Origin of the sequence: Jatrophihabitans sp. (assembly GCF_036388195.1) — a bacterium.
Classification (GTDB): Bacteria; Actinomycetota; Actinomycetes; order Mycobacteriales; family Jatrophihabitantaceae; genus Jatrophihabitans_A.
This window is the reverse complement of sequence record NZ_DASVSG010000008.1, coordinates 15,506-31,784: the sequence shown is the minus strand read 5'-3', so window position 1 is coordinate 31,784 and position 16,279 is coordinate 15,506. Positions and strand designations below refer to the sequence as shown.

Here is a 16,279-nt window from a genome sequence, read left to right as displayed (position 1 = left end):
TGACGCCCAGCCTGCCCCGGGACGCGGTGCTGGCCGGCGCCCCCGCCGTGGAGGACGACCGGATCAGGGTTCCGCAGATCCTGGGGGAGGAGGAGTAGTGACCGAGCTCTTCGAACTCAGCGCCGCCGACACCGCGGCCAGCATCGCCGCCGGGGACGTCAGCGCGGTCGAGGTCGCCCAGGCCCACCTGAACCGGATCTCCGACATCGACGCCGACCTCCGGGCCTTCCTGCACGTCGATACCGAGGGCGCGCTGACGGCGGCCCGGGCGGTCGATGACCGGCGCCAGGCCGGCGAGCCGCTGGGCCCGCTGGCCGGCGTCCCGCTGGCCATGAAGGACGTCGTCGTCACCAAGGGCCTGCCCACCACGTCCGGATCGAAGATCCTGCAGGGCTGGATCCCGCCCTACGACGCGACCATCACCCGCCGGGTCCTCGACGCCGGCATCGTAATGATGGGCAAGACCAACATGGACGAGTTCGCGATGGGATCCTCCACCGAGAACTCCGCCTACCAGGTGACCCGTAACCCGTGGGACCTGTCCCGGGTGCCGGGCGGCTCGTCCGGCGGCTCGTCCGCGGCGGTGGCCGCCTTCCAGGCGCCGCTGTCGATCGGCACCGACACCGGCGGCTCGATCCGCCAGCCCGCCGCGGTCACCGGCATCGTCGGCCACAAGCCCACCTACGGCGCGGTCAGCCGGTACGGCCTCATCGCCTTCTCCTCCTCGCTGGACCAGGCCGGTCCCTTCGGCCGGACGGTCGAGGACACCGCGCTGCTGCACCAGGTGCTGGCCGGACACGACCCGATGGACTCGACCTCCATCCCGCAACCCGGCCCCGACGTCGTCACCGCGGCGCGCGAGGGCGCCCGGGCGGATCTGTCCGGGGTGCGGGTCGGCATCGTCACCGAGTTGACCGGGGCCGGTGGCGGTTACCAGGCCGGCGTGCTCGCGTCGTTCCGCGAGGCGGTGACCCTGCTGCAGTCCCTTGGCGCCGAGGTCGTGGAGGTGTCCTGTCCGCACTTCGACTATGCGCTGGCTGCCTACTACCTCATCGCCCCGAGCGAGGCGTCGTCGAACCTGGCTCGCTTCGATTCGGTGCGTTACGGCCTGCGGGCCGGTGACGACGGCAGCCGCTCGCTCGAGGAGGTCATGTCGCTGACCCGCGAGCAGGGCTTCGGCGCCGAGGTCAAGCGCCGGATCATGATCGGCACCTACGCGCTGTCCTCGGGGTACTACGACGCCTACTACGGCCAGGCGCAGAAGGTGCGGACCCTGATCGCGGGCGACTTCACCCGGGCGTTCGCGCAGGCCGACGTTCTGGTGTCGCCGACCTCGCCGTTCGTGGCGTTCGGCGTCGGCGAGCGGGTCGCCGATCCGATGGCCATGTACGTCAACGACCTGTGCACGCTGCCCGCGTCGCTGGCCGGCACACCGGCGATCTCGGTGCCGTGCGGGCTGTCCGACGAGACCGGGCCCGCGCTGCCGGTCGGCTTGCAGATCATGGCGCCGGCGATGGCCGATGACCGCTGCTACCGGGTCGGCGCGGCCTTCGAGGCCGCCTACGTCGCCGCCAACGGCCACATCCTCCAAGGCGCGCCGCGACTCGGTTCGGTCGGGGCCGGCGCGGACGGAGCCGCACGATGACACAGACCGCTGAGACCACCGCCTACGACGAGGTCCTGACCAGGTACCAGCCGGTGTTCGGCCTGGAGACCCATGTCGAGCTGGGCACCGCCTCGAAGATGTTCTGCGGGTGCTCGACCGTCTTCGGCGCCGAGCCGAACACCCAGACCTGCCCGGTGTGCCTGGGCATGCCCGGCGCGCTGCCGGTCCTGAACGCGGCCGCCGTCGAGTACACGATCAAGATCGGGCTGGCGCTCAACTGCACGATCGCGTCGTGGTGCCGGTTCGCCCGCAAGAACTACTTCTACCCCGACATGCCGAAGAACTACCAGATCTCCCAGTACGACGAGCCGATCTGCGGCGAGGGCCACCTCGACATCGAGGTGAACGGCCAGACCGTGCGGATCGGCATCGAGCGGGTGCACATGGAGGAGGACACCGGCAAGAACACCCACGTCGGTGGCGCGACCGGACGCATCCATGGCGCGGACTACTCGCTGGTGGACTTCAACCGGGCCGGCATCCCGCTGGTGGAGATCGTCACCAAGCCGGTCGAGGGCACCGGCGCGATGGCGCCCGAGGTGGCCCGCGCCTACGTGGCCGAGCTGCGCGACATCCTGCGCACCCTCGGGGTGTCCGACGTCAAGATGGAGCAGGGCAGCCTGCGCTGCGACGTCAACACCTCGCTGTCGCCGGCTGGTTCGTCGCAGTGGGGCACCCGCACCGAGACCAAGAACGTCAACTCGCTGCGCAGCGTCGAGCGGGCGATGCGCTCGGAGATCATCCGGCAGGCCGGCATCCTCGACGCCGGTGGCCGGATCAAGCAGGAGACCCGGCACTTCCAGGAGACCACCGGCCAGACCCGGTCCGGACGAAGCAAGGAGGAGGCCACCGACTACCGGTACTTCCCCGAGCCCGACCTGGTTCCGGTGGCGCCGGACGCCGACTGGATCTCCCAGATCCGGGCGTCGCTGCCCGAGCTGCCGGCGGCCCGGCGCAGCCGGCTGCGCTCTGAGCTCGGGCTCACCGCCGAGGAGCTGCAGTCGCTGGTCAACGGCGGGGCCGTCGATGCCTTCGCCGACACCGTCGCCGCGGGCGCCCCGGCCGCCGAGGCGCGCAACTGGTGGCTGGGCTACCTCGCCCAGCTGGCCAACGCGCGCGAGGTCGAGGTGGCGGCGCTGGGCATCACGCCCGCCCAGGTGGCCAAGGTCATCGAACTGGTGGGAACCGGCGCGCTGTCTACCGCGCTGGGCCGCCAGGTGGTGGACGCGGTGCTGGAAACCGGCGCCGACGTGGAGCAGGTGATCGCCGACCGGGGATTGGCGGTGGTGTCGGACACCAGCGCGCTCACCGAGGCGGCCGATGCCGCGATCGCTGCCAACCCCGATGTCGCCGAGAAGGTGCGGGGTGGCAAGCTGCCCGCGGTCGGGGTGCTGGTCGGCTCGGTCATGAAGGCGACCCGCGGCCAGGCCGATGCGGCCACCGTCAAGGCGATCCTGCTGGAGCGGCTCGGGGTCAGCGACTCGGCCGGCTGAGCGACTCGGCCGGCTGAGCGACGCCCGGCGCCACCGGCTCGTCCGCCCCGTTGTCGGCGCCCGCTGGTAGAAAGCCGGCCATGGCCAGCTGGCAGGAACTGATGGGTGATGCGCCCGACTTCGCCGCCCGGGTCCAGGCCCGGTTCGACGCCGGGACCAACAAGACGATGGCAACCGTGCGCCGGGACGGCTCGCCCCGGATCAGCGCCACCGAGCTGGCCTTCGCCGGCGGCCAGGTCAGCCTCGGCATGATGCCCGGTTCGGTCAAGCTTGCCGATGTCCGGCGTGATCCGCGGGTCGCGGTGCACTCACCGACCCTCGAGCCGCCGGCGGACGTGGCCGGCTGGCTGGGCGATGCCAAGCTGGCCGGGGTCCTGGTCGAGGCCGAGCCGCCGGACGAGCAGCACCCCGAGGCGGCGTTCTTCCACCTGGACATCACCGAGGCCGCGCTGACCTACGTCACCAACTCCCGGCCCGACGGGCCGGTGGACCTGCTGGTGATCGAGTCCTGGCATCCGGGCGTAGGCCACCGGCGGCGCACCCGGACCTGAACACCGCAATCCGCGAACTTGGGCAGCGTCTTTCGGCCCGGAGTTGGAGGCTGAGGGCCGCACGGGCAGACTCGAAGTCATGGCAAAGGACAAGGCAGAATCAGATACCAGCTCCGACGACCACGTGGCCGGCAGCAGGGACACCGGCGGCGTCGAGAACCCTGACGCACCCGATCAGGCCAGCACCACCGGGACGACCCCGTCATCGGAGTTCGTCGGGCGGGTGGCCGGCACCGACGAGAGCGATGTCGGCGAGAGCGGCGCCGAGGCGCGGGCCGCGGCCGGAGAGGGCGACGACTAAGCGTCGCCGCAGACTTGGGCACCTAGGCGTCGCAACGGCCGGCTCGGGCGACTAGGCGTCGCAGCGACGAGTCGGACGACTGAACGCCGCAGTAGCGGCCGGCTCGATCGACCAAGCTCGCGGCGACCGGCTCGGACGTCCTCGCGGTGCGACGTGTCCGGTCGAGCCCCGTCAGGTCACTGGGCTCGCCGAGCCGTCCGACGGCGAGATCCGGATGACCCGGTCGTCATCGGCGATCGGCTTGCCGCGGCCGTCCCGGTTGCGGGTGGTCAGCCACAGCGCCCCGTCCGAGCCGGCCACCACCCCGGCCAGCCGGCCGTACCTGTTCTGCAGGCTGCTGCTGAAGGCGCCCAGGGTGTTGCGCCGGGCCACCTCGCTGATCGCCAGCGACTTTCCGGTCGAGGTGGCCACGAGCAGCCGGTTCGCCGCCAGCGCGCAGCCGCCGCCCCCGCTGCTGGCCGCTGGCAGCGTCTTGACCGGGGGCACGGCGGCCGCTCCGTCCGCCGGCCAGCCGTAGTCCGCGCCCGCCTTGATCACGTTGACCTCGTCGACCGGGTGGGCGGTTCCGGGAGCCGCTGCCGAGATCGCGATCCGCAGGCCGGTCCGGGGGTCGACGCACAGCCCGTTGACGCTGCGCAGGCCCCGGGCGTAGATCCGCGACCCCGGCACCGGATTGTCCGCCAGCGGCCGGCCGATATCGCTGGTGCGCAGGATCTTTCCGGCCAGGCTGGTGGGCGAGGCCGCCAACGCCGGCCGGCCGGCGTCCCCGGTGCCGGTGAGCAGGGCGCCGGTGGCATCGAATGCGATCCGGCCGGCATTTCCGGTGCGGCCCTTGGGGATGCCCCCGATGACCACCGACGGCGTGGAGCCGAGCGAGAAGTGCACGACCCGGTTGTCGGTGGCCGTGCTCAGGTAGGCGTAGAGCAGCCCGTCCTGCCCGAAGGTCGGCGAGATCGCGAGGTCCAGCAGGCCGCCGTCGCCGCTGCCGTCCACCCCGGCCAGCCGCTGGACCGGGACGGCGGGCTTGCCCGCCACCGGCTGCACCCGCCAGATCCGGCCGGTGGTGCGCTCGGCCACCAGCGCGGTGCCGTCGGGCAACACCACCAGCCCGGTCGGTTGGTTCAACTTGGTGGCCACCACGCTGGGATCGGCCGCCGGCCCGCTGGTCGTGGGGGAGGGCTGCGGGTTCCCGGGGGCCGGTCCTGAGCCGCCGGGTGGGTTGGACTCCGAGGGCGCCGGCAGGCCGGGACGCGGCAGCTGGGGCCGGGGATCGATGTTGCCCTGGTAGTTCTGCTGGGGCACCCAGGTAGGGGGGCTGCCGGCCGCGCCGCCGTTGCAGCCGGTGGTGACGGCCAGCGCCAGGACAGCGGCAGCAGCGACCGCGGTTCGGGTCAGCACCGTCGTTCGGGTCAGCACCGTCGTTCGGGTCAGCACCCGTCCAGTCTGCCTGCTCCGAGGCGAACAGGGGCATCGGAGGTCTGAGTCGATATCGGCGTCAGGCTAGTTTGAAGGCGTGATCTCCTTGTGCGTGCCCTCGACCGCCGTCCGGGACCGGGGGCTGGCCATGGCCCGGCGGCAGCAAGATCCGCAGCCCGAGCTGATCGAGATGCTCACCGGGGCGGTCATCCACGACCCGGCCCACACGCCGCCGGAGGAGCTGTCCGACGTCCGGGTCTGGGTTCCGGACTTCCGCAACGCCGACCCGGTCGTCTATCGGGCGGCCGTCGAGGCGATGCCCGAGCTGCGGGTGATCCAGGCCCAGACGGCAGGGGTGGACGTCCTGCTGCAGATCCTTCCGGACGGGGTGGAGCTCTGCGACGCCCGCGGCGTGCACGGCTCGTCCACCGCCGAATGGGCGCTCACCGCCCTGCTGTCGGTCTTTCGCGAGTTCCCCCGGTTCGAGCGGGCCCGCCAGCAGCGCCGCTGGGACTACTCGGTCACCGATGAGCTGGCCGGCAAGCGGGTGCTGATCGTCGGCGCGGGCGATGTCGGCCAGCAACTGGCTCGGCGGCTCACCGCCTGTGACGCCCATCCCGTCTTCGTCGCCCGGACCGCTCGGGACGGCGTGCACTCGATCGCGGAGTTGCCCGATCTGCTGCCGTCCGCCGATGCCGTGGTGCTGATCGTGCCCAAGACCCCCGAGACGGTCGGGATGGTCGATGCCGCGTTCCTGGCCGCGATGCCGGACGGGGCGCTGCTGGTCAATGCCGCCCGCGGGCCGGTGGTGGACACCGGCGCCCTGCTGGCCGAGCTGACCTCCGGCCGGCTGCGGGCCGCGGTGGACGTCACCGACCCGGAACCGCTGCCGTCGGACCACCCGCTGTGGACGGCGCCCAACCTGCTGCTCACCCCGCATGTCGGGGGCTCGGTGCTCGGCTTCGGGGACCGGTTCGCGGCGCTGCTGGTGCAGCAGCTGCACCGCTACCTGAACGGGGAGCCGCTGCAGAACACGGTGACCGGGCTGTACTGAGCCCTGACGCCGCTGCCCCCACAGCGCCCAGCCCGCCACAGCGCCCAGCCCGCCACAGCGCCCAGCCCGGCCATAGCGCCCAGCCCGGCCGTAGCGCCCAGCCCGCCGTAGCGCCCAGCCCGGCCGTAGCGCCCAGCCCGCCGTAGCGCCCGGCTTAACTGTAGCGCCCAGCCGGGTCGGGGATCCGGCCGTTCCCGGCGGCGATCAGCGGGTCCAGCCTGGTGCTGCGCACGCACGGCAGTCTCAGCTGGCTGCCGGAGGAATCGACGGCGTACACCGCCCCCGAGCGGTCCAGCCGCAGCCCGGCGAGCTCGTGCCAGCCGACGGTCTGGGACCCGAAGACCGCGCGGGCATGCACACCCGCGTCGTCGACCACGGTGGCGGTCCGGGCGATGTACACCGCCGCGGCCAGCGGCACCAGGTAGATCAGGGCGAGCGGCGGGGAGTGCACCACCGCCGTGCAGCACAGCGCGGTGAATGCCACGATCAGGTATGCCAAAGCCGAGTGCTTCAGCACGGTGCGACCCGTTGCCGTCATGGTTGTCCAGCCTAGGTCGTAGGCTCAGGTGCTGTGACGACGGATCAGCCCGGTAGTAAGCCACGCCACCGCAAGCCGCACTCCGGGGCGGTCACTGACGGCATCGAACGGGCCGCCTCGCGGGGCATGTTGCGCGCGGTCGGGATGGGCGACGACGACTGGCGCAAGCCGCAGATCGGGGTGGCCTCGTCCTGGAACGAGATCACCCCCTGCAACCTGTCGCTGGACCGGCTTGCCAAGCGCGCCAAGGTCGGCGTGCGCGGCGCCGACGGGTTCCCGCTGGAATTCGCCACCATCTCGGTGTCCGACGGCATCTCGATGGGGCACGAGGGCATGCACTACTCGCTGGTCTCGCGCGAGGTCATCGCAGATTCGGTGGAGACGGTGTTCCGCGCCGAGCGGTTGGACGGCGCGGTGCTGCTGGCCGGCTGTGACAAGTCGCTGCCGGGCATGCTGATGGCGGCCGCGAGGCTCGACGTGGCAGCGGTGTTCCTGTACGCCGGTTCCACCCTGCCGGGCAAGCTGCACGGCAATGACGTCACGATCATCGACGCCTTCGAAGGGGTCGGCGCCTGCCTGGCGGGAAAGATCACCCGGGACGAGCTGGACGAGATCGAGCGGGCGATCTGCCCCGGCGAGGGCGCCTGTGGCGGGATGTACACCGCGAACACCATGGCCTCGGCGGCCGAAGCGCTGGGCATGTCGCTGCCGGGCTCGGCCGCGCCGCCGGCGCCGGACTCCCGCCGCGATGCCTACGCCGAGCGTTCCGGCGAGGCCGCCGTGCACCTGGTCGACGCCGGCATCACCGCCCGGACGATCCTGACCAGGCAGGCCTTCGAGAACGCCATCACCGTCGTGATGGCGCTCGGTGGCTCCACCAATGCCGTGCTGCACCTGCTGGCGCTGGCCAACGAGGCGGAGGTCGAGCTGGACATCGCCGACTTCAACCGGATCGGCGACAAGGTGCCGCACCTGGCGGACATGAAGCCGTTCGGCCGGTACGTCATGACCGACATCGACCGGATCGGCGGCATCCCGGTCGTCATGCGGGCCCTGCTGGATGCCGGCCTGCTGCACGGCGACGCCCTGACCGTCACCGGCCACACGCTGGCCGAGAACCTGCAGCTGCTGGCCCCGCCCGGTCCGGACGGCGAGGTGATCCGGTCGATGTCCAGCCCCATCCACCGCACCGGCGGCATCACCATCCTGCACGGCTCGCTGGCTCCCGACGGCGCGGTGGTCAAGACCGCCGGGTTCGACACCGACGTCTTCGACGGCGTCGCGCGGGTCTTCGACCGCGAGCAGGCCGCGATGGACGCGGTGGCGGCGGGCAGCCTGCAGGCCGGCGATGTCGTGGTGATCCGGTGGGAGGGCCCCAAGGGCGGTCCCGGGATGCGGGAGATGCTGGCGATCACCGGAGCGATCAAGGGCGCCGGGCTGGGCAGGGACGTGCTGCTGCTGACCGACGGGCGGTTCTCCGGTGGCACGACCGGGCTGTGCGTCGGCCACGTCGCGCCGGAGGCCGCAATGGGCGGCCCGATCGCGCTGGTGGCCGACGGGGACCGGATCGTGGTGGACATCGCCAACCGGAGCATCGAGCTGCACGTCGACGAGGCGGAACTGGAGCGCCGGCGGGCGTCCTGGCAGCCGCTGCCGCCGCGATTCAACACCGGCGTGCTGCGCAAGTACGCCCAGCTGGTGGGCTCTGCGTCGCAGGGCGCGATCTGCTGAACACCACGGCAGGGCGCAGGGCCTGCAGCGACGGGTTCAGGAAAGCTGCGCGAAGTCCTCGGTGACCCACAACCGGCCGTGCGCCGGGTCGTACAGGACGTCGATGCCGACCGCGTTGACGGCGGTGGACATCAGGTTCTCCCGGCGGCCGTCCTGCTCGGCGAGCATCTCCTGCTGCACGGCCACGGCGCCGGCCATGCCGTTGCTCTCGGTGTAGCCGGAGCTCTCGGCGGCGAAGCTGCCCATCACGCCCTGGTTCGCCTGCCGGACCCCGAGCGCCGGCTCGTCGCCGACCCGGGAGGCGAACTGATTGGCCGCGGCCATCGCCTGGTTGTGAACGGCGGCGCTGCGCTGCAGACCGGCGTCCCAGCTCAGCGCGGGCAGCCCGGCCTGCTTGCGCGCGGTGTTCAGGTTGCTGAACAACGCCTGTGCCAGCGCGGTGGAGCTCGGTCCGGTGCTCGGCGTGGCCGGAATACCGGTTCGCGGGGTGTTGGCCGGGCTCGAGGAACTCACCGCGGGCTTGGGCGTCGCGGAGAACGATGCCGCCGCGGCCGGCGCCGGAGCGCGCGTTGAGCTAGGGGCTGCTGAGGTGTGCTGGACGGGGTGCACCTCGATGACGGGAGGCTGATATCCGGCGGAGCTGACGCCGGCCGACGGAGCGGCTGATGTCCGCGCCACGGTGCGAGAGGCGGTGGGCCGGCGCACCGGGGTGGGGGGAGCAACGGCCTCGGACGCGGCGCTGGAACGGCTGTCGGGCAGCAGGATTCCGGCGGCGAAGGTCAGCGGCCGCCGGGGTCCTTCCGAACTGGCCATGGCGACGACGGCGACGGCGCTGATCGCCGTCGCCGCAGCTGACAGCCACAGCGTGGGAGCCTGGGCTGCGGGCATGCCGGGAATCGTGCCATGTCCGAATGCCAAAAGTCAGCAACGAATCGAGATGAATTCCCGGGTTTCGGCCGCAAATGTCAGCTAGCGATGGCTTTCCGATGCAGAGCCCCGCTCAGCCAATCACGCTCATCTCATCATGTGAGACTACCATCCCGAATATTTGAACGGTCGTGCTGGCCGGGGTAGGGTCGGAAACGTGCAGCACCTCGTACTTATCGACTAGCGCGTCCGCGGCGGCCATCCCGCAGCAGACGCGCAAACCCTTCGTGCATCAGCACGAGGGGTTTTTTGTTGCCATCACGAGATGTTGGACGTCCTAGTAAGTCGGCGTTCGTACCGATCGCCCAGCAGCGCAGGCTATCTGCCCGCGGAAGGAACCGATATGACGCGGACGCCCGCCCCCGAGCAGGCCACCGGAGCGCAGTCGCTGGTTCGATCACTGGAAGAGGTCGGCGCCGAGGTGGTTTTCGGCATTCCCGGTGGAGCGATCCTGCCGGCCTACGACCCGCTGTACGACTCCACGAGAGTCCGCCACATCCTGGTCCGCCACGAGCAGGGCGCCGGGCATGCGGCAGAGGGTTACGCCCAGGTCACCGGAAAGGCCGGCGTGTGCATGGCGACCTCCGGCCCGGGCGCCACGAACCTGGTCACCCCGATCGCGAACGCCTTTCTCGATTCGGTTCCGATCGTGGCCATCACCGGCCAGGTGCCGTTCCCCGCGATCGGCACCGACGCCTTCCAGGAAGCAGACATCTGCGGCATCACCCTGCCGATCACCAAGCACAACTTCCTGGTGCAGCATGCCGCGCAGATCCCGCAGACCATCGCGGAGGCCTTTCACCTTGCCGTCACGGGGCGTCCGGGCCCGGTGCTGGTCGACATCCCCAAGGACGTCCTGCAGAGCCAGACGGTCTTCAGCTGGCCACCGGTGCTGGACCTGCCCGGCTACCGTCCGGTGCTGAGGCCGCACGGAAAGCAGATTCGCGAGGCGGCCAGGCTGATCACGACCGCGCAGCGTCCCGTGCTCTACGTCGGCGGCGGGGTGCTCAAGGCCCGGGCGACCGGTGAGCTGAAGCGGCTTGCCGAGTTGACCGGCATACCCGTGGTCACCACCCTGATGGCGCGCGGGGCATTTCCGGACTCGCACCGGCAGCACCTCGGCATGCCCGGCATGCACGGCACGGTGGCCGCGGTCACGGCGCTGCAGAAGGCCGACCTGCTGATCGCGCTGGGTACCCGCTTCGATGACCGGGTGACCGGCCGTCTCGACTCGTTCGCCCCGAACGCGACGGTCATCCACGCCGACATCGACCCTGCCGAGATCGGCAAGAACCGGGTCGCCGACGTGCCGATCGTCGGAGATGCCCGTGAGGTGATCAGCGACCTGCTCGCCGCGCTGCAGGCCGAGTACGCCGCGGGCAACCGCCGCGACCTGACCGGCTGGTGGCGGGAGGTCGACGGCTGGCGCGAGACCTATCCGCTCGGGTACGACACACCTGCCGACGGCAGCCTCGCTCCGCAGTACGTGATCGAGCGGCTGGGCAAGATCGCCGGCCCCGACACGGTGTTCACCGCCGGTGTGGGGCAGCACCAGATGTGGGCGGCGCAGTTCATCTCCTACGACAACCCCTATACCTGGCTCAACTCCGGCGGTCTGGGGACTATGGGCTATGCGGTGCCGGCGGCCATGGGCGCCAAGGTCGGCATGCCCGGCACGGTGGTCTGGGCCATCGACGGGGACGGCTGTTTCCAGATGACCAATCAGGAGCTGGCGACCTGCGCGATCGAGGGCATCCCGATCAAGGTCGCGGTCATCAACAACGGCAACCTCGGAATGGTCCGGCAGTGGCAGACGCTGTTCTACGACCAGCGCTACTCCAACACCGAGCTGGGGACGCACACACCTGCGCACAGCGGGGAGATCCGCACCCGCATACCGGACTTCGTCAAGCTGGCCGATGCCCTTGGGTGCGTGGGGCTGCGTTGCGAGACCGCCTCCGACGTCGACGCGACCATCGAGAAGGCGATGTCGATCGACGATCAGCCCGTGGTGGTGGACTTCACCGTGGGCAAGGACGCCATGGTGTGGCCGATGGTCGCCGCGGGCACGTCCAACGACGAGATCATCGCCGCCCGCGGCATCCGCCCCAACTTCGACTCCGGAGTCTGATCATGAGCGAGCATCGCAGCGAGGCACGAGCGCCGAGCGCAGCGACTGGGCCGATGAGCGCTCACGCGAAGGGAGGAGGCAGGGCATGAGCATCCATACGCTGTCCGTGCTGGTCGAGAACAAGCCCGGCGTGCTCGCCAGGGTGTCCGGGCTGTTCAGCCGCCGGGGTTTCAACATCGAATCGCTGGCGGTCGGGCCCACCGAGCACCCGGAGATCTCCCGGATCACCATCCTGGTGTCGGCCGAGGGCAATGCCCTGGAGCAGATCACCAAGCAGCTCAACAAGCTGATCAACGTGCTCAAGATCGTCGAGCTGGAGCCGAGCCAGGCAGTGCAGCGCGAGCTGCTGCTGGTGAAGGTGCGCGCGGAGGAGACCAACCGCAGCGCGGTGCTGGACATCGTGGAGCTGTTCAACGCCAAGGTCGTCGACGTCAGCCCCGAGGCGCTCACGGTCGAGGTGGTCGGCCCGCCGGCGAAGTTGGAGGCGGTGTTGAAGATGATGGAGCCGTACGGGATCCGGGAGATGGTCCAGTCCGGCATGGTGGCCCTCGGCCGTGGCCCGAAGTCGATGTCCCAGGCCGCGTTGCGGGCCGTGGACCGAGCCGGCTGACCGCGACCGGGCGGGATCGACCACACTCACTACAGCACGACACGCTCAGCATCGGCCGTCAGCAGGACGGCCCGCCCAGATGAGAGGGACCTTCTTCCATGGCCGTGGAGATGTACTACGACGACAACGCCGACCTGTCGATCGTGCAGGGCCGCACGGTCGCCGTGCTCGGGTTCGGCAGCCAGGGCCATGCGCATGCGCTCAGCCTGCGCGACTCCGGCGTCGACGTCCGGGTGGGACTGCCGGAGGGCTCCGCCAGCCGGGGCAGGGCCGAGGACATGGGCCTGCGGGTGCTGACTCCGGCCGAGGCCGCCGCCGAAGCAGACCTGATCATGATCCTCGCGCCGGATCACAAACAGCGCGCGCTCTACACCGAGTCGGTCGAGCCCTACCTGCAGGACGGCGACGCGATCTTCTTCGGCCACGGTTTCAACATCCGGTTCGGCTACATCGAGCCGCCGCGCAACGTCGACGTCGCGATGGTCGCGCCGAAGGGCCCGGGGCATCTGGTTCGCCGGCAGTTCGTCGACGGCAAGGGGGTGCCGGTGCTGGTGGCCGTGGAGCAGGACGCCACCGGCAAGGCCTTCGACCTGGCGCTGTCCTACGCCAAGGCGATCGGCGGCACCCGGGCCGGCGCGATCCGGACCACCTTCACCGAAGAGACCGAAACGGATCTGTTCGGTGAGCAGGCGGTGCTGTGCGGCGGAGCGTCCCAACTCGTGCAGTACGGCTTCGAGGTGCTCACCGAGGCCGGCTACCAGCCGGAGATCGCATACTTCGAGTGCCTGCACGAGCTGAAGCTGATCGTGGACCTGATGTATGAGGGCGGGATCGCCAAGCAGCGCTGGTCTATCTCCGACACCGCCGAGTACGGCGACTACGTCTCAGGCCCGCGGGTGATCGACCCGCATGTCAAGGAGAACATGAAGACGGTGCTGCGCGAGATCCAGGACGGAACGTTCGCGGCGCGCTTCATCGCCGACCAGGACGCCGGCGCGGTCGAGTTCAAGGCGTTGCGGGCACAGGGTGAACAGCATCCGATCGAGGAGACCGGGCGCAAGCTGCGCGGCCTGATGAGCTGGGTGAACAGCGACGCCGACATCGATTACCACGAGGGCAGCGCCGCCCGCTGAGCCAGCGGGCCAACGCGCGCTCGAAGATCGGAGCCCGACTTGAGGATCACCGGATGAAGCTGGCGGTCGTGCCTGGCGACGGAATCGGCGTCGAGGTCATCGAGCAGGCCGTGACGGTGCTCGATGCGGTGCTGCCCGGGGTCGAGAAGACCCGCTACGACCTCGGCGCGCTGCTCTGGCGGCGCACCGGCGAGGCGCTGCCGGATTCGGTGCTCGCCGAGCTCCGCCAGCACGACGCCATCCTGCTCGGCGCGGTCGGTGATCCCTCGGTGCCGTCCGGAGTGCTCGAGCGCGGGTTGCTGCTGCGACTGCGGTTCGAACTGGACCACTTCGTCAACCTGCGACCGGCCAAGCTGTATCCGGGGGTGAGCACCCCACTGGCCGGCCGTCCCGAGATCGACTTCGTGGTCTACCGCGAGGGCACCGAGGGTCCGTATGCCGGCAACGGCGGCGCGCTGCGCAAGCACACCCCGCACGAGATCGCCACCGAGGTCAGCATCAACACCGCCTTCGGTGTGGAACGGGTCGTCCGGGCCGCGTTCGAGGGCGCCAGCCGGCGTCCCCGCAAGCACCTGACCCTGGTGCACAAGAACAATGTGCTGGTGCATGCCGGGGATCTGTGGTTCCGGACGGTCTCCCGGGTGGCCGAGGAGTACCCCGAGGTCGAGGTGGCCTACCACCATGTCGACGCGGCGACCATCTACCTGGTGACCGATCCGGGCCGGTACGACGTGATCGTCACCGACAACCTGTTCGGCGACATCCTCACCGATCTCGCGGCGGCGATCGCCGGCGGGATCGGCCTGGCGGCCAGTGGAAACGTCAATCCGGCCAGGACCACCCCGTCGATGTTCGAGCCGGTGCACGGCTCGGCGCCCGACATCGCCGGCCAGGCGAAGGCAGATCCGACGGCGGCCATCCTGTCGGTCGCCATGCTGCTCAGCCATCTCGGCCAGAGCGAGGCAGCGGACCGGGTCGAGGCCGCGGTGGCGGCCGACCTCAGCTCGCGGAATCCGGAACGCCCAGGCAGCACCGGTGAGATCGGCGAGCGGATCGCATCCGCCGCAGCGCGCTGATCGAGCTTCGCCCCAAGAACTCGGAGATCCACCATGCTGAGCGATGACTTCCATGTCTTCGACACCACCCTGCGCGACGGCGCCCAGCGAGAGGGCATCAGCTATTCGGTAGCCGACAAGCTCGCGGTGGCCCGGTTGCTGGACTCGCTCGGGGTGGGTTTCATCGAGGGCGGCTGGCCGGGCGCCGTTCCCAAGGACACCGAGTTCTTCGCCCGCGCCGCCGAGGGCCAGCTGCCCCTGCGGCATGCGGCGCTGGTGGCCTTCGGGGCGACTCGCCGGGCAGGGGTCGCGGTGGCCGACGATCCGCAGGTGCAGGCGTTGCTCGACAGCCGGGCCTCGATCATCACCTTGGTGGCGAAGTCCGACGTCTGGCACGTCGAGCGGGCGCTGCGCACCAGCAGGGACGAGAACCTGGCCATGGTGTCGGACACCGTCGGCTACCTGACGGCGGCCGGCCGGCGAGTCTTCGTGGACTGCGAGCACTTCTTCGACGGGTACGCCCACGACCCCGACTACGGGTTGCGGGTGCTCGATGCCGCGGCAGCCGCCGGCGCCGATGTCGGGGTGCTGTGCGACACCAACGGCGGGATGCTGCCGATGGGGATCTCGGAGGTGGTGTCCGCGGTGGTGGCGCGGGCCGGCATCCGGCTGGGCATCCACACCCAGGACGACACCGGCTGCGCGGTGGCCAACACCCTCGCGGCGGTGGCTGCCGGAGCGACCCACGTGCAGGGCACCGCCAACGGCTACGGCGAGCGGGCCGGAAATGCCGATATCTTCTCGGTGATCGGCGGCCTGGTGTTCAAGATGGGCCTGGACGTGCTGCCGCCCGGCACGATCGCCGAAAGCGTCCGGGTGTCGCATGCGATCGCCGAGATCGCCAACCTGGCGCCGGATTCGCACGCGCCCTATGTCGGCGGTTCTGCCTTTGCGCACAAGGCGGGCCTGCATGCCTCGGCGATCAAGCTGGGTCCGGAGCTCTACAACCATCTGGATCCGGAGCTGGTCGGTAACAGGCAGCGGATCCTGATCACCGAGATGGCCGGCCGGGCGTCGGTGGAGTTGAAGTCAGCCGAGCTGGGCGTCGATGTCACCAGCCGGCCGGACGCGGTCAGCAAGGTGGTGGCCCGGGTCAAGGAGCGCGAATCGATGGGATGGTCCTATGAGGCCGCGGACGCCTCGTTCGAGTTGCTGGTCCGCGACGAGCTGCAGACCGCGCCCGTGCAGTTCGTCCTGGAGTCCTACCGGGTGATCATCGACCGGGGCGAGGACGGCAGCCTGATGACCGAGGCGACGGTCAAGGTGCATGCCGGTGATCGCCGGATGATCACCACCGCCGAGGGCAACGGGCCGGTCAACGCCCTGGACCTGGCGTTGCGCTCAGCGCTGGAGGAGGTCTTTCCCGCGCTCGCCGATCTGGAGCTGTCGGACTACAAGGTGCGCATCCTGCCGGGCAAGCACGGCACCGACGCGACCACCCGGGTGCTCATCGAGACCTCGGACAAGGCGCACGAGTGGACGACGGTGGGGGTGCATCCCAACATCATCGAGGCGTCCTGGCTGGCGCTGGCCGACGCGGTGCGGTACGGCTTGCTCGAGCGCTGACTGTTGGCCGGATTCGGCCGGCTGACCCCCAGCACTGCCTCTGCTCT

The 16,279-nt window shown here is 70.5% G+C and carries 15 protein-coding genes; 12 read left to right on the top strand and 3 right to left on the bottom strand.

All coding sequences use genetic code 11. From position 1 onward, the window contains the following. The 5 genes from VF612_RS00615 to VF612_RS00595 form a co-directional block, all read left to right on the top strand. Positions 1–98: Asp-tRNA(Asn)/Glu-tRNA(Gln) amidotransferase subunit GatC (locus VF612_RS00615; protein ID WP_408657907.1), on the top strand; the 98-nt coding region annotated here is incomplete at its 5' end. Next, positions 98–1,645 (top strand): Asp-tRNA(Asn)/Glu-tRNA(Gln) amidotransferase subunit GatA, encoded by a 1,548-nt coding sequence (gene gatA / locus VF612_RS00610; protein WP_408657905.1) that lies wholly within the window; start codon positions 98–100, stop codon positions 1,643–1,645. The genes VF612_RS00615 and gatA, both read left to right, overlap by 1 nt. Beyond that, positions 1,642–3,159, top strand: a complete 1,518-nt coding sequence (gene gatB / locus VF612_RS00605; protein ID WP_408657904.1) for an Asp-tRNA(Asn)/Glu-tRNA(Gln) amidotransferase subunit GatB — start codon at positions 1,642–1,644, stop codon at positions 3,157–3,159. Before gatA ends, gatB begins: the two co-directional genes overlap by 4 nt. An 80-nt stretch (positions 3,160–3,239) precedes the next feature. After that, on the top strand, positions 3,240–3,710 hold the full coding sequence (locus VF612_RS00600) for a pyridoxamine 5'-phosphate oxidase family protein (protein ID WP_408657903.1): 471 nt from the start codon (positions 3,240–3,242) through the stop codon (positions 3,708–3,710). A gap of 79 nt (positions 3,711–3,789) precedes the next feature. After that, complete coding sequence (locus tag VF612_RS00595) at positions 3,790–4,011, top strand: hypothetical protein (protein WP_408657902.1); 222 nt, start codon at positions 3,790–3,792, stop codon at positions 4,009–4,011. 171 nt (positions 4,012–4,182) lie between these two features. Here the strand turns inward: VF612_RS00595 and VF612_RS00590 are convergent, their stop codons facing one another. Further along, entirely contained in the window at positions 4,183–5,445 is a 1,263-nt protein-coding gene (locus VF612_RS00590; protein ID WP_408657901.1) for a PQQ-dependent sugar dehydrogenase, read from the bottom strand. A 79-nt stretch (positions 5,446–5,524) separates the two neighbouring features. On the opposite strand from VF612_RS00590, the gene VF612_RS00585 reads away from it, so the two are divergent. Continuing rightward, complete coding sequence (locus VF612_RS00585; RefSeq protein WP_408657900.1) at positions 5,525–6,481, top strand: 2-hydroxyacid dehydrogenase; 957 nt, start codon at positions 5,525–5,527, stop codon at positions 6,479–6,481. Positions 6,482–6,635: 154 nt separating this feature from the next. Here the strand turns inward: VF612_RS00585 and VF612_RS00580 are convergent, their stop codons facing one another. Continuing rightward, positions 6,636–7,019, bottom strand: a complete 384-nt coding sequence (locus VF612_RS00580) for a PH domain-containing protein (protein WP_408657899.1) — start codon at positions 7,017–7,019, stop codon at positions 6,636–6,638. A gap of 33 nt (positions 7,020–7,052) precedes the next feature. On the opposite strand from VF612_RS00580, the gene ilvD reads away from it, so the two are divergent. Continuing rightward, positions 7,053–8,750: a dihydroxy-acid dehydratase gene (gene ilvD, locus VF612_RS00575; RefSeq protein WP_408657898.1), complete on the top strand. Its 1,698-nt coding sequence runs from the start codon at positions 7,053–7,055 to the stop codon at positions 8,748–8,750. Between the two features lie 36 nt (positions 8,751–8,786). Here ilvD and VF612_RS00570 read toward each other — a convergent pair whose 3' ends face one another. Beyond that, positions 8,787–9,638: a CAP domain-containing protein gene (locus tag VF612_RS00570; protein ID WP_408657897.1), complete on the bottom strand. Its 852-nt coding sequence runs from the start codon at positions 9,636–9,638 to the stop codon at positions 8,787–8,789. Between the two features lie 382 nt (positions 9,639–10,020). On the opposite strand from VF612_RS00570, the gene VF612_RS00565 reads away from it, so the two are divergent. From VF612_RS00565 to cimA, 5 genes are all read left to right on the top strand, one after another. Continuing rightward, the gene (locus tag VF612_RS00565; protein WP_408657896.1) at positions 10,021–11,808 is read left to right on the top strand and encodes an acetolactate synthase large subunit; all 1,788 of its coding nucleotides are present in this window, start codon (positions 10,021–10,023) and stop codon (positions 11,806–11,808) included. A gap of 85 nt (positions 11,809–11,893) precedes the next feature. After that, entirely contained in the window at positions 11,894–12,418 is a 525-nt protein-coding gene (ilvN, locus tag VF612_RS00560; RefSeq protein ID WP_408657895.1) for an acetolactate synthase small subunit, read from the top strand. 98 nt (positions 12,419–12,516) lie between these two features. After that, complete coding sequence (gene ilvC, locus VF612_RS00555; RefSeq protein WP_408657894.1) at positions 12,517–13,551, top strand: ketol-acid reductoisomerase; 1,035 nt, start codon at positions 12,517–12,519, stop codon at positions 13,549–13,551. 53 nt (positions 13,552–13,604) lie between these two features. Next, the gene (locus VF612_RS00550) at positions 13,605–14,627 is read left to right on the top strand and encodes a 3-isopropylmalate dehydrogenase (protein ID WP_408657893.1); all 1,023 of its coding nucleotides are present in this window, start codon (positions 13,605–13,607) and stop codon (positions 14,625–14,627) included. Positions 14,628–14,660: 33 nt separating this feature from the next. Beyond that, complete coding sequence (gene cimA, locus VF612_RS00545; RefSeq protein ID WP_408657892.1) at positions 14,661–16,232, top strand: citramalate synthase; 1,572 nt, start codon at positions 14,661–14,663, stop codon at positions 16,230–16,232. The last annotated feature ends 47 nt before the right edge of the window (positions 16,233–16,279 follow it).

What these genes read in the sequence shown, in the direction of transcription:
- ilvC (WP_408657894.1), top strand. Translation starts at nt 12,517, where the DNA reads ATGGCCGTGGAGATGTACTACGACGACAACGCCGACCTGTCGATCGTG.
- ilvN (WP_408657895.1), top strand. Translation starts at nt 11,894, where the DNA reads ATGAGCATCCATACGCTGTCCGTGCTGGTCGAGAACAAGCCCGGCGTG.
- cimA (WP_408657892.1), top strand. Translation starts at nt 14,661, where the DNA reads ATGCTGAGCGATGACTTCCATGTCTTCGACACCACCCTGCGCGACGGC.
- VF612_RS00570 (WP_408657897.1), bottom strand. Translation starts at nt 9,638, where the DNA reads ATGCCCGCAGCCCAGGCTCCCACGCTGTGGCTGTCAGCTGCGGCGACG.
- VF612_RS00565 (WP_408657896.1), top strand. Translation starts at nt 10,021, where the DNA reads ATGACGCGGACGCCCGCCCCCGAGCAGGCCACCGGAGCGCAGTCGCTG.
- VF612_RS00595 (WP_408657902.1), top strand. Translation starts at nt 3,790, where the DNA reads ATGGCAAAGGACAAGGCAGAATCAGATACCAGCTCCGACGACCACGTG.
- VF612_RS00580 (WP_408657899.1), bottom strand. Translation starts at nt 7,019, where the DNA reads ATGACGGCAACGGGTCGCACCGTGCTGAAGCACTCGGCTTTGGCATAC.
- VF612_RS00600 (WP_408657903.1), top strand. Translation starts at nt 3,240, where the DNA reads ATGGCCAGCTGGCAGGAACTGATGGGTGATGCGCCCGACTTCGCCGCC.
- gatB (WP_408657904.1), top strand. Translation starts at nt 1,642, where the DNA reads ATGACACAGACCGCTGAGACCACCGCCTACGACGAGGTCCTGACCAGG.
- VF612_RS00550 (WP_408657893.1), top strand. Translation starts at nt 13,605, where the DNA reads ATGAAGCTGGCGGTCGTGCCTGGCGACGGAATCGGCGTCGAGGTCATC.